General features: G+C 75.7%; 9 protein-coding genes. All 9 read left to right on the forward strand.

Features of this window, described 5'->3' with window-relative positions; all coding sequences use genetic code 11:
• Positions 1–1,862, forward strand: a 1,862-nt coding sequence (locus ABZ493_RS13860; protein WP_430582724.1) for a penicillin-binding protein 2, incomplete at its 5' end; no start/stop codon positions are given.
• 120 nt (positions 1,863–1,982) lie between these two features.
• Positions 1,983–3,626, forward strand: coding sequence for a UDP-N-acetylmuramoyl-L-alanyl-D-glutamate--2,6-diaminopimelate ligase (locus ABZ493_RS13865; protein WP_430582725.1), 1,644 nt, complete (start codon positions 1,983–1,985; stop codon positions 3,624–3,626).
• Positions 3,623–5,083 carry a UDP-N-acetylmuramoyl-tripeptide--D-alanyl-D-alanine ligase gene (murF, locus tag ABZ493_RS13870; RefSeq protein WP_430582726.1) on the forward strand — a complete coding sequence of 487 codons (1,461 nt, stop codon included), beginning with the start codon at positions 3,623–3,625 and terminating at the stop codon, positions 5,081–5,083. Before ABZ493_RS13865 ends, murF begins: the two co-directional genes overlap by 4 nt.
• On the forward strand, positions 5,080–6,162 hold the full coding sequence (gene mraY / locus ABZ493_RS13875; protein WP_430552283.1) for a phospho-N-acetylmuramoyl-pentapeptide-transferase: 1,083 nt from the start codon (positions 5,080–5,082) through the stop codon (positions 6,160–6,162). Before murF ends, mraY begins: the two co-directional genes overlap by 4 nt.
• Positions 6,159–7,616: a UDP-N-acetylmuramoyl-L-alanine--D-glutamate ligase gene (murD, locus tag ABZ493_RS13880; RefSeq protein WP_430582727.1), complete on the forward strand. Its 1,458-nt coding sequence runs from the start codon at positions 6,159–6,161 to the stop codon at positions 7,614–7,616. The genes mraY and murD overlap by 4 nt, the downstream gene beginning before the upstream one ends.
• Positions 7,617–7,652: 36 nt before the next feature.
• Positions 7,653–9,011, forward strand: coding sequence for a putative lipid II flippase FtsW (gene ftsW / locus ABZ493_RS13885; protein WP_430582728.1), 1,359 nt, complete (start codon positions 7,653–7,655; stop codon positions 9,009–9,011).
• Positions 9,012–9,021: 10 nt separating this feature from the next.
• Positions 9,022–10,209 (forward strand): undecaprenyldiphospho-muramoylpentapeptide beta-N-acetylglucosaminyltransferase, encoded by a 1,188-nt coding sequence (gene murG, locus ABZ493_RS13890; RefSeq protein ID WP_430582729.1) that lies wholly within the window; start codon positions 9,022–9,024, stop codon positions 10,207–10,209.
• A complete protein-coding gene (murC, locus tag ABZ493_RS13895; protein ID WP_430582730.1) occupies positions 10,206–11,729 on the forward strand; it encodes a UDP-N-acetylmuramate--L-alanine ligase in 1,524 nt (507 codons plus the stop codon). The genes murG and murC overlap by 4 nt, the downstream gene beginning before the upstream one ends.
• Before the next feature lie 290 nt (positions 11,730–12,019).
• Positions 12,020–12,745: an FtsQ-type POTRA domain-containing protein gene (locus ABZ493_RS13900; RefSeq protein WP_430582731.1), complete on the forward strand. Its 726-nt coding sequence runs from the start codon at positions 12,020–12,022 to the stop codon at positions 12,743–12,745.
• Positions 12,746–12,912: the final 167 nt, after the last annotated feature.

A 12,912-nucleotide genomic window follows, 5' to 3' on the forward strand; every position in this document is an offset into this window, starting at 1 on the left:
GGCGGCCCGCGACCACGGCCGCCCGCGCGCCCGTCCGCGCGCCGGCTCGGGGCGAGGGCTCCCCGCCCCGGCCGCGCGGCGGGGCCGCCGGCCGGGGGCGGCCGGGCGATCCCGAGCGCAGGCAGCGGTGGATCATGGTCGTCGCGGCGCTCGTGCTGGCGGTCTTCGTCGGCCGCCTGGTCCAGGTGCAGATCTTCCAGGGGCCGTCGCTCGCGGCGACGGCGCAGGAGAAGCGGACGACGCACGCGGTGGAGGTCGCGCACCGCGGCGACATCGTCGACGCGAACGGCCGCGTGCTCGCGACCTCCGTCGACCGGTACACGATCTCGGCCGACACGCTCGCCATCCAGGGCTTCCAGGGCGGCCAGCGCGTGGACACCGCGACGGGCAGGACGGTGCAGGACGGCGCCCTCGGCATCGCCCAGCTCCTCGCCCCGATCGTGGACGAGGACCCCGCGGAGCTCGCGGCGAAGCTCAACGGCGACGACCGGTACGTGATCCTCAAGCGCAACGCGGTGCCCGAGGTGCAGCGGGCGATCACCAAGCTCGACCTCCAGGCCTACATCCGCACCGAGCTCACCTCCCGCCGCACGTATCCGGCGGGTGTCGTCGCCGGCACGCTCGTCGGGTTCGTCGACCGCGACCAGGTGGGCCAGGGCGGGCTCGAGCGCGCCTACGAGGACGTGCTCGCCGGCACCGACGGCAGCGTCACCTACGAGCGCGGCCGCGACGGCGTCGCGATCCCGGGCTCCGAGCGGGACGCCACGGACGCGGTGCCGGGCAGCGACGTGGAGCTCACGATCGACTCCGACGTGCAGTGGAAGGCGGAGGAGCTGCTCGACGACGCCGTCTCGAAGACCGGGGCGAAGTACGCGATGGCCGTGGTGGAGGACGTGCGCACCGGCCAGGTGCTCGCCGTCGCGGACTCGGGCGACGTCGACCCCAACGACCGCTCGACGTCCGCGGTCGCCAACGGCTCGCGCGCCGTGAAGGACGTTTTCGAGCCCGGCTCCACGGGCAAGGTCGTCACGATGGCGGCGGCCCTCGAGGAGGGCTACTGGAAGCCGGACAGCCAGTTCCGGGTGCCCTACCGGTACACCACCCCCAACGGGGAGTCGTTCAAGGACTCGCACGAGCACCCCGACCAGCGGCTGACGCTCGCGGGCGTGCTCGCGCACTCGTCGAACACGGGCACGGTGCAGATCGGCGAGAAGATCCCGCTGGACGTCCGCTACGACTACCTCGGCAAGTTCGGGTTCGGGAACCCGACCGGGCTCGGGCTGCCGGGGGAGTCCGCCGGCATCCTGCCCTCGGAGCAGACGCTGGCGCACGACGCCCGCACCCCGTACACGATCCTGTTCGGGCAGGGCGTGGCCGTGAACGCCATGCAGGCGACGCAGGTCTTCTCCACGATCGCGAACGGCGGGGTCCGGGTGGAGCCCAGCCTGGTGGCCGGCACGCGGGCCCCCGACGGCACGTTCACGCCCGCCGCGGCCCCGGGGAAGGACCGCGTGGTCTCCGAGAAGACCGCGGGCTCGGTGATGCGGATGATGGAGTCGGTCGTGGGGGAGGAGGGCACGGCGGCCAACGCCCGGGTGCCGGGCTATCGCGTGGCCGGCAAGACCGGCACCGCACAGATGTGGACCGGGTCCGGGACCACCTACATGGCGTCGTTCATCGGCGTCGCGCCCGCCGACGACCCCCGGTACACGGTGTCCGTCTTCCTGCGCAGCCCGCAGTCGTCGATCTACGGCGGCGTGGTGGCCGCGCCGGTGTTCAGCGACCTCATGGGGTACACGCTGCAGAAGATGGACGTGCCGCCCAGCACGACGCCGTTCAAGCCCTACCCGCTCACCTGGTGAACGACCTGGTGAAGGGCCCGGTGAGCGAGCGGTCGACCCGCGTCGCGAGGTCCGTGACGGTTCTCATGCCCGGCGCGCTGGGTGCCGGGCCCGCAGCACGCAGACGGTAGGTTCTTCTCCGTGACATCCCCGCTTCCCCGTATCCGGCCCGCGGGCACGACGCCCCGGCGGGTGCGGGACCTCGCCCTGACCTTCGGGCTGGAGGTGACGACGCCGGCGGCCCCCGACGAGGCCGGTTCCCGGCCGCAGGTCCCCGCCGACGTCGTCGTCACCTCGGTCGCGTCCGACAACCGCGTCGTCGCCGGCGGCGACCTGTTCGTCGCCCTCCCGGGCGCGCACGCCCACGGCGCGCGGTTCGCCGCCGACGCGGTGGCGCGCGGGGCCCGTGCCGTGCTCACGGACACCGCCGGCGTCGCGACCCTCGCCCAGGGCCCGGACGCGCTCGACCCCGCCGTGCCCGTCCTGGTCGCCGCGGACCCGCGCGCGGTGCTCGGACCGGTCGCGGCCTGGGTGTACGGCGAGCCCGCCGAGCACCTCATGACCTTCGGCGTCACCGGCACCAACGGCAAGACGACGACGACCTACCAGGTCGACCACCTGCTCCGGGCCCTCGGCTGGACCGGCGGCCTGATCGGCACGGTCGAGATGCGCGCGGGCGACACGGTGCTGCCCAGCCGGCTCACCACCCCGGAGGCCGCGGACCTGCAGGCGCTGCTCGCCGCGATGTGCGAGGCGGAGGTCCGCACGCTGGCGATGGAGGTGTCGTCCCACTCGCTGTCGATGCACCGCGTGGACGGCATCGAGTTCGGCGTGGTCGGGTTCACCAACCTCAGCCAGGACCACCTGGACTTCCACGGCGACCTGCAGTCGTACTTCGACGCGAAGGCGTCGCTGTTCACGCCCGAGCACGCGCGCCGCGGCGTCGTCGTGGTGGACGACGTGTGGGGCGAGCGCATGGCGGCCGCCGCGCAGGTACCCGTCGCGACGCTCCGCACCCGCGCCACGAGGGACGGCGAGACGGCGGCGGACTGGACCGTCACCGACGTCGCGCCGCACGGCACCGGTTCCGCGTTCACGCTCACGCACGTCGACGGACGTTCCCTGCGCACCTCGACGTCCCTGCCGGGCGGGTTCAACGTGGCGAACGCCGCGCTGGCCGTCGCCATGGTCCTGGAGGGCGGCGCGCACGTCGAGGACGTGGCCGAGGCCCTCGCCGCGGCCGACGGCCTCTCGGCCGTCGTGCCCGGACGCATGGAGGTCGTCGGCGCCGGCGGCGACGGGCACCCGCGCGTCGTCGTGGACTTCGCGCACAACACGGAGGCCCTCGAGCTCGCGCTCGCCGCCCTGCGCCCGACGACGTCCGGCCGGCTCGTCGTCGTCTTCGGCGCCACGGGCGACCGCGACAAGGGCAAGCGCCCCGCGATGGGTGCGGCCGCCGTCGAGGGCGCCGACGTCGTCGTCGTCACCGACGACGACCCGCACGGCGAGGACGCTTCCGCCGTGCGTGCCGCCGTCCTCGACGGGGCCCGCGCGGCCCGGGACGCGGCGCGGGAGTCCGGTCGCGACGTCGTCGTGACCGAGGCCGCCCCTCGCGCGGCCGCCATCGAGGGGGCCGTGCTCGACGCCGGGGCGGACGACACCGTCCTCGTGGCGGGCCGCGGCCACGAGACCATCCAGGAGGTCGCGGGCGTCGACCTCGAGCTCGACGACCGCGAAGAGGCCCGCCGCGCGCTGCAGCGGCGGCACGAGAGGACCACCGCATGATCGCGCTGACCGCCGCCGACGTCGCCGAGGCGACCGGGGGACGGCTGCACGCCGACGCCGCGACGCCCGTGACCGGGCCCGTCGTGGTCGACTCCCGCCGCGTGGAGGCCGGGTCGCTGTTCGTCGCGCTCCCCGGCGAGCACGTCGACGGGCACGACTTCGCCCGCGCCGCCGTGGGTTCCGGGGCCGCGCTGGTCCTCGCCGCCCGCGAGCTCGAGGGCGTCCCGACCGTCGTCGTCGACGACGTGCAGGCCGCGCTGGGCGAGCTCGCGCACGCCGTGCTCGCCCGCGTGCGGGCCGGCGGCGACCTGCGGGTCGTCGCGGTGACGGGCTCGGTGGGCAAGACCACGACCAAGGACCTGCTGGGCCAGCTCCTCGCCGACCTGCTGCCGGACGGCGTCGCGCCCGAGGACGGGCTGGTGGTGCCCACCGGGTCCTTCAACAACGAGGTCGGACTGCCGCTCACCGTGCTGCGCGTCACCGAGGCCACGCGGTTCCTCGTGCTCGAGATGGGCGCGGACGGTCCCGGCAACATCGCGTACCTCACGCGGATCGCGCCGCCCGACGTCGGCGTCGTGCTCGCCGTGGGCGTCGCCCACGTGGGCAAGTTCGGGTCGGTCGAGGCGATCGCGCGCACCAAGGCCGAGATGGTCTCGGGCGTCGTGCCCGGCGGCACGGTGGTGCTCAACGCCGACGACCAGCGCGTCGCGGCGATGGCGTCTCTCGCGGCCCCCGAGCACACCGTCACCACGTTCGGCACGATCTCCTCGGCCGACGTGCGCGGCGCCGACGTCGAGGTCGACCCGTCGGGCAGGGCCCGGTTCGCGCTCGTCGCCGGCGGGGCGGACGCCGCCCCCGTCGAGCTGCGGCTCGTCGGCGCGCACCACGTGAGCAACGCGCTCGCGGCCGCCACGGTCGTCCTGGCCCTCGGCGGCACCGTCCCGGGCGTCGCGGCCGGGCTCTCGCGTGCCACGCCGGTCAGCCCGCACCGCATGGCGGTCACCGAGCGCCCGGACGGCGTCACCGTGGTCGACGACGCCTACAACGCCAACCCGGACTCGATGCGCGCCGCGCTGCGCACGCTCGCCGTCATGGCGGGCCGCACGCGCCGCTCGGTGGCCGTGCTGGGCGAGATGCTCGAGCTCGGCGACGGCTCGCGCGCCGCGCACGACGAGATCGGCCGCCTCGTGGTCCGATTGAACGTCAAGCTCCTCGTCGTCGTCGGCGACGGGGCGTACCACATCCACGAAGGGGCCCTGCAGGAGGGGTCCTGGGGAGAGGAGTCGGTCTTCGTGCCTGACCTCGACGCCGCGCGCGCGGTGCTCGCCGAGGCGCTCGAGCCGGGCGACGTCGTCCTCGTGAAGTCCTCCCTCGGGTCCGGCCTGTGGCGGCTCGGCGACGAGCTCGCCGCGGGCGGGCCGGCCGTGCCGGGCGCCGCGTCGGAGGTCGCCCCGTGATCGCGATCCTGGTCTCGGCCGGCGTCTCCGGCCTCGTCGCGCTCTTCGGGACGCCGCTGTTCATCCGGTTCCTCATCCACCGCAACTACGGCCAGTTCGTCCGCCAGGACGGGCCGACGGCGCACTTCACCAAGCGCGGCACCCCGACGATGGGCGGCGTCGTCATCATCGCGGCGGCCCTGGTCGGCGTCGCGGTGTCCATGCTGGTCGCCGGGAGGCCGCCGAGCGCGTCGGCGCTGCTGTGCCTGTACCTGATGACGGGCCTCGGCCTGGTCGGCTTCCTCGACGACTTCACGAAGATCCGCAAGCAGCGGTCCCTGGGCCTCACGCCGAAGGCGAAGATCATCGGCCAGGGCTTCGTCGGGATCAGCTTCGCGGTCCTCGCGCTGCAGTTCCCCAACGCGAACGCCCGGACGCCCGCGTCCACGCGGATCTCGTTCCTGCGCGACACCAACCTCGACCTGGCGTTCGCCGGCGTCACGGTGGGCCTCATCCTCTTCGTGATCTGGGCGAACTTCCTCATCACCGCGTGGTCCAACGCGGTGAACCTCACGGACGGCCTCGACGGCCTGGCGACCGGCGTCTCGATCATCGTCTTCGGCGCCTACGTCCTCGTCTGCATCTGGCAGCTCAACCAGTCCTGCCAGCGGCTCGCCGCGGCCGGGCCGCGCTGCTACGAGGTGCGCGACCCGCAGGACCTCGCGATCGTCGCCGCGGCCATCGCGGGCGCGTGCATCGGCTTCCTGTGGTGGAACGCCAGCCCCGCGAAGATCTTCATGGGCGACACCGGCTCGCTCGCCCTCGGCGGCGCCCTGGCCGGCATCTCGATCCTGTCGCGCACCGAGATCCTCGCCGCGATCATCGGCGGTCTCTTCGTCGTCATCGTCATGTCCGACGTCATCCAGATCGGCTTCTTCAAGATGACGGGCAAGCGCGTGTTCAAGATGGCGCCGCTGCACCACCACTTCGAGCTGTCCGGGTGGGGCGAGGTCACGATCGTCATCCGGTTCTGGCTCATCGCCGGCCTGTTCGCGGCGCTCGGCATGGGCGTCTTCTACGCCGAGTGGGTGGCCACGTGACCGAGCCCGGCCCGCGGGCGCTGCCCGACGGCGCCCGCGTCGTCGTCGCCGGGCTCGGCGTGACCGGGCGCGCCGTGGTCGCGGCCCTGGCGGGCGGTGCGGCAGGGCGTGCGGCCTCCGTGGTGACGGTCGACGGGCGCGCCGACGACGCCGACGTGCGGGACGCCGACGACCTGGCGGTGGCAGAACGCGTCGTCGCGGGCGCGGACCTCGTCGTCGCCTCCCCGGGGTGGGCGCCGAGCACGCCGCTGCTGGCCGCCGCCCGCGCCGCGGGCGTCCCCGTGTGGAGCGAGATCGAGCTGGCCTGGCGGCTGCGCGTCGAGCGCGCCGGCTCGCCCGGGCCGGCTCCCTGGCTCGCCGTCACCGGCACGAACGGCAAGACGACGACGGTCGAGATGCTCGCGTCGATCCTCACGGCGGCGGGCCTGCGCGCCGCGGCGGTCGGCAACGTCGGCACCCCCGTCGTGGAGGCCGCGCAGGACCCGTCGCTCGACGTCCTGGCCGTGGAGCTGTCGAGCTTCCAGCTGCACCACACGCTCACCACGTCCTTCGAGGCGGCGGCGGTGCTCAACGTGGCCGCCGACCACCTCGACTGGCACGGGTCGCTCGAGGCGTACGCGGCGGACAAGTGCCGGATCTACGCCCGCGCGCAGGTGGCGTGCGTGTACAACGCGGCCGACCCGCGCACCGAGCAGCTCGTGCGCGACGCCGACGTGACCGAGGGTGCCCTCGCCGTGGGGATCACCCTCGGCGCCCCCGGCCCCGGCCAGCTGGGCGTGGTCGAGGACGTGCTCGTCGACCGCGCCTTCCACACCGAGCCCGGCGCGCGCGACCGGCAGCGCACGGCCGCCGAGCTCGGCACCCTCGCCGACCTGGCGCACCTCGCGCCCGGGGGCGGCAACCCGCCGCCCCATGTGGTCGCCAACGCCCTCGCGGCCGCGGCGCTCGCCCGCGCGCACGGCGTGCCCGCGTCCGCCGTCCGCGACGGCCTGCGCGCGTTCCGGCCCGGCGCCCACCGCATCGCCCAGGTCCGCGAGCTCGACGGCGTCGCGTGGGTGGACGACTCCAAGGCCACCAACGCGCACGCGGCGGCCGCCTCGCTCGCGGCGTACGCGCCCGGCACCGTGGTGTGGGTGGCGGGCGGGCTCGCGAAGGGGGCGTCGTTCGACTCCCTCGTCGCCGACCGCGCCGACCGCCTCCACGCGGCCGTGCTCATCGGCGTCGACCCGGAGCCGCTCCGGGGGGCGCTGGCCCGACACGCGCCCGAGATCCCCGTCGTCGTGGTCGATCCCGGCGACACTGGGACCGTGATGCGGCGCGCGGTCGCGGCGGCACGTGACCTGGCCCGTCCGGGGGACACCGTGCTGCTGGCGCCCGCCGGCGCGTCCATGGACCAGTTCGCCTCCTACGCCCAGCGGGGGGAGGCGTTCGCCACGGCCGTGGCGGAGCTGTAGCGGCACGACGCCGCGACGACGAGCGAGAGGTGCCGGATGGCGGTCACGACGGGCGCCCGACGGGGGCCGCGGCAGCCGGCCGGTCGTCCGTCGACGAGGGCGAGGCCCACGACGGGCCCTTCCACGAAGCGCACGCCGTCGAAGCGGGCCGACCGCCCGTGGCTCGGGCAGTGGAACAGCACGGTCACGAGCTACTACCTCCTCGTCGGGGCCACCGGGCTACTGCTCGTCATCGGCCTCGTCATGGTGCTGTCCAGCTCCACGATCACCTCCATCGCCGCAGGGGACTCGCCGTTCGCCGCGTTCCTGGTGCAGGCGCGGTTCGCCCTCATCGGCCTGCCGCTCATGCTGGTCGCCGCCCGGCTGCCGGTGCGCTGGTACAAGCGGCTCGCCTGGCCCGCGCTGCTCGTCTCGCTCGCGATGCTCGTCGCCGTCCCGTTCGTCGGCAAGCTCGTCAACGGCAACCGGAACTGGCTGGTGGTCGGCCCGATCCAGTTCCAGCCCTCCGAGCTCGCCAAGCTGGCGCTTGCGGTGTGGCTCGGGGCGGTGCTGGGCCGCAAGCAGCACCTTCTCGGCCGGTGGGGCCAGGCGATCGTGCCCGGCGTGCTCGGGCTCGCCGCGGTCCTCGGACTCGTCATGGCGGGCCACGACCTCGGCACGGCGCTGATCCTGGCGCTGCTGGGTCTCGGGGCCTACTGGGTCTCGGGGGCGCCCGCGTCGCTGCTGGTCGTCGGTGGGATCGGGGCGGCGCTGGTGGTCGGCTGGGCGTTCATCCTCAACCAGGGCAGCTCCGACCGACTCACCCGGATCCTCGCCGCGTACGGCACGTGCACGGACACGCAGGGGCAGTGCTACCAGTCGATCCACGGGATGTACGGGCTCGGCACCGGCGGGCTGTTCGGCGTGGGCCTGGGCGCCAGCCGGGAGAAGTGGAAGTACCTGCCGGAGGCGCACAACGACTTCATCTACTCCGTCATCGGCGAGGAGCTGGGGCTGTTCGGCACGCTGCTGGTGCTCGCGCTGTTCGCCGTCCTCGGGGTCGCGATGGCGCGGGTGGTCCGCCGGCACCCGGACCCGTTCGTGAAGATCACCACGGCGGCCATCGGCTGCTGGGTCGTGGGCCAGGCGTTCGTGAACATCGGCGTGGTCATCGGCGTCCTGCCGGTGATCGGCGTCCCGTTGCCGCTCGTGTCGGCGGGCGGGTCGGCCCTCGTGACCACCATGGTCGCGCTGGGCGTGGTGATCAGCTTCGCGCGCAGCGAGCCGGGCGCCGCCGAGGCCCTGGCCGCGCGCCGGAGCGTGGTCAAGCGCTCGGTCGCGGTCCTCTCGCGGCGGGGCCGGGCGGGCGGCGCCGAGGGGAGAGGGCGACGCCGCGGGGGCGACGGCGGCCGATAGGGTCCTGCCTGTGAAGAGCTCTGCAGTCACGTCCGTCGTCCTCGCCGGGGGCGGCACCGCCGGCCACGTCAACCCCCTCCTCGCCGTCGCGGACGAGCTCCGCGCCCGCGAGCCGGAGGCCAGGATCCTCGCCCTCGGCACCACGTCGGGCCTCGAGGTCGATCTGGTCCCGGAGCGCGGGTACCGGCTGTGGCCGATCCCGCGCGTGCCGCTGCCGCGGCGCCCGAGCGTCGACCTGCTGAAGCTGCCCGGCCGCCTCAGCGCGGCCGTCAAGGCGGCCGAGGCCGCGATCGACGAGATCGGCGCCCAGGCCGTCGTCGGCTTCGGGGGGTACGTCTCCACCCCCGCGTACCTCGCGGCCCGGCGCAAGGGCGTCCCCGTGGTGATCCACGAGCAGAACGCCCGCGCGGGCCTGGCCAACAAGCTCGGCGCCCGTTGGGCGGCGCGCGTCGGCGCGACGTTCCCGGGCACCCCGCTGCCGGGCGCCCAGGTCGTCGGTCTCCCGCTGCGGGCCGAGATCGCGGAGCTCGTCTCGGCCCGCGAGGCCGACGCGCTCGCCGCGCGCGTGCAGGCCGCCGACGCGCTGGGTCTCGACGCCGGCCTCCCGACGCTCGTCGTCACGGGCGGCTCCTCGGGCGCGGCGTCGGTGAACGCCGCCCTGGCCGGGTCGGTGGAGGCGCTGCTGCGCGCCGGCGTCCAGGTGCTGCATCTCACGGGCAAGGGCAAGAACGGGCCCGTCCGGGCGGCCGTCGACGCCGCCACCGCGGCGGGCGGGTTCGAGGCCGCGCGCTACCAGGTCCGCGAGTACCTGTCCGAGATGCAGCTCGCGCTCGCGGTCGCGGACCTGGTCGTCGCCCGCTCCGGCGCGGGCACGGTGTGCGAGCTCGCGGCGCTCGGGGTGCCCGCGGTGTACGTGCCGCTGCCCATCGGCAACGGCGAGCAGCGGCTCAACGCCGCGCCGCTGGTCGAGGCGGGCGGCGGCCTGCTCGTGGACGACGCCGACCTCACGCCCGCCTGGGTGGCCGAGCACGTGCCGGCGCTGCTGGCCGACCGGCCGAGGCTCGACGCGATGGCGTCCGCGGCCCGCACGACCGGGGTGCGCGACGGCGCCGCCCGCGTGGCCGACCTGGTCGCCGAGGCGGTCGCGCAGGCCGGCGCCGGCTCGAACGGCGCCTCGGGCGCGGGGGAGCAGGCATGAGCGCGGCGGGGACGCCGCGGCCCCCGGCACTGCCCGTGGAAGAGCTCGGCCGCGTGCACCTGGTGGGCGTGGGCGGCGCGGGGGTCTCCGTCGTCGCGCGCCTGCTGGCGGCACGCGGCGTGGACGTCCAGGGCTCCGACGCGGCGGACGGGCCCGCCCTCGAGGCGCTGCGCGCGGACGGCGTGCGGGTCTGGGTCGGTCACGACGCGGCGCACGTCGTCGGCCCGGACGGCGCGCCCCTGGTCGACACGGTCGTGGTGTCCTCCGCGGTGCGGGAGACGAACCCGGAGCTCGCCGCGGCCCGCGCTGCCGGGATCCGGGTGCTGCACCGCTCCCAGGCGCTCGCGTCCCTGATGCTGGGGCGCCGGGCGGTGGCCGTCGCCGGCGCGCACGGCAAGACCACGACGTCGGCGATGGTCGCGACCGTGCTGCGCGCGTGCGGTGTCGACGCGTCGTTCGCGATCGGGGGCACGGTGCGGGTCCGGGACGCCGAGGGCCGCGAGAGCGCCGTGCCCGGTGGGCACCTCGGCACGTCCGACGTGCTCGTGGCCGAGGCGGACGAGTCGGACGGCTCGTTCCTCAACTACGCCCCGACGGTGGCCGTCGTCACGAACGTCGAGCCGGACCACCTCGACCACTACGGCTCGCAGCGGGCCTTCGAGCAGGCCTTCGAGGAGTTCGCCGACCGGATCGCGGACGGCGGCACGCTCGTGGCGTGCGCCGACGACGCCGGCTCGGCCGCCCTCGCGGACGCGCACCGGGCCGCGGGCGGCACGGTCGTGACGTACGGGGAGGCCGCGGGCGCCGACGTGCGCGTGCGCGACGTCGCCGTCGGGGCCGGGACCGTCGACGCCGTCGTCGCGGGCGGCCCGCTGGGCGACGAGCCGCGCGAGCTGCGCCTCGCCGTGCCGGGAGCGCACAACGCGCTCAACGCGACCGCCGCGGTGGTGACGGCGGTGCTGCTCGGCGCCGAGCCGGCGGACGCCGCCCGTGCCGCGGGGACGTTCGTCGGCACGGGCCGGCGCTTCGAGCCCAAGGGCGAGGTCGACGGCGTCCGGGTCTTCGACAGCTACGACCACCACCCCACCGAGGTGGAGGCGCTCCTGCGGGCGGCCCGGCCGGTCGCCGGCGACGGTCGCATCGTCGTCCTCTTCCAGCCGCATCTCTACTCGCGCACGCGGATCTTCGCCGACCGGTTCGCCGCGGCGCTCTCGCTCGCGGACGAGGTCGTCGTGACCGGCGTGTACCGGGCCCGCGAGGACGTCGACCCGGCGGTGGGCCCGCGCACGATCACCGACCTGCTGGAGCGGACGTCGTCCGGCGGGGGAGTGCGCGCCGTCGAGGACCGGCTCGAGGCGGCCCACGTGGCCTCCGCCCTGGCCCGCCCGGGAGACGTGCTGCTCACCGTGGGCGCGGGCGACGTCACCGAGCTCGGCCCCGTGATCCTGGCGGACCTCGCGGCGCGCACCTCCGGCGTGGCGTCGCCGGCGGCCGCCGCCCCCGACGAGACCATGGGGTGATGCGACCGCCAGCCCGCCCGCGCCCGACCCGCACGACGTCGGGCCGCACGACGTCCGGACGATCGGCGGCGACCGCGCCGACCGGCACGCCGTCGGTGGGCACCGGGGCGCCGACGGGGACCCGTGGGACGAAGGGTGGCTCGAGGGGGCCCGCGACGGGAACCACGAAGGCCACCCCGAAGGCCACCCCGAAGACGGCCCCGAGGGCGGCGCCCGCCGAGGCCGCGCGGTCCCGTCCCCGTACCGCGGCGACGGCCGTGGTCCCGGCCGGGCAGGAGGTCCCGCCGCGGGTGTCGACGGCGATGGCGGACCGGCTCGCGGAGCGCACCGCCATGCGCCGGCACCGCACGTGGCGACGGGTGCTCGCGTGGGTGCTCGCGCTGGCGCTGGTCGGGGGCCTCGCGTGGGTGGCGCTCTGGTCGCCCGTGCTCGCGCTGGAGAAGGCGGAGGTGACCGTGTCCGGGGCCGGACGTTACGTCGACGAGGCCGCGGTGCGGGAGATCCTCGAGGCGCCGGACGGCACGCCGCTGCCGCGCCTCGACACGGTGGCGATGCGCGAGCAGGTGCTCGGGCTGCGGGGGGTCGAGGACGTGCGGATCGCGCGTGCCTGGCCCCACGGGCTCGCGGTGGAGCTCACGCCGCGCGTCCCCGTCGCCGCGGTGCCCGACGGCGACCGGCTGGCCCTGCTCGACTCGTCGGGCGTGCGCGTGGCGACGCGGGACGCGGCCCCGAAGGGCCTGCCGCAGGTGGACGTGCCGTTGGACGACGCGCTGGCGCTGCAGGCCGCGCTCCACGTGCTGGCGGCGCTGCCCGCCGAGCTCGCCGGCAAGGTGGAGCACGTGAGCGCCGACACGCAGGACGCCGTCGAGACGGTCCTGGAGGACGGCACCACCGTCCGGTGGGGTGGGAGCTCGGACCTCCCGCTCAAGGTCGAGGCGGTGCGTACCCTGCGCAAGCTCGACGACGGCGCGCGGACCATCGACGTCTCGTCGCCCGAGCTGCCGGTGACCCGATGAGGGGCGCGTTGACGGGCGCGTTGGCGGGCGCGATGACGGGCGTGGGGCCGACGCGGCACGCGCGGGCGGGTGAGGCAAGCACCGGGCGCGTGCGACACGCCGATGCACGTCCGGCGTCGCGCCCGCCGCGCCGCCTACCGTCGATCGCAGCAGCAACCTGACATAAC

The organism is Isoptericola sp. NPDC019482 (assembly GCF_040632295.1).
Classification (GTDB): Bacteria; Actinomycetota; Actinomycetes; order Actinomycetales; family Cellulomonadaceae; genus Isoptericola.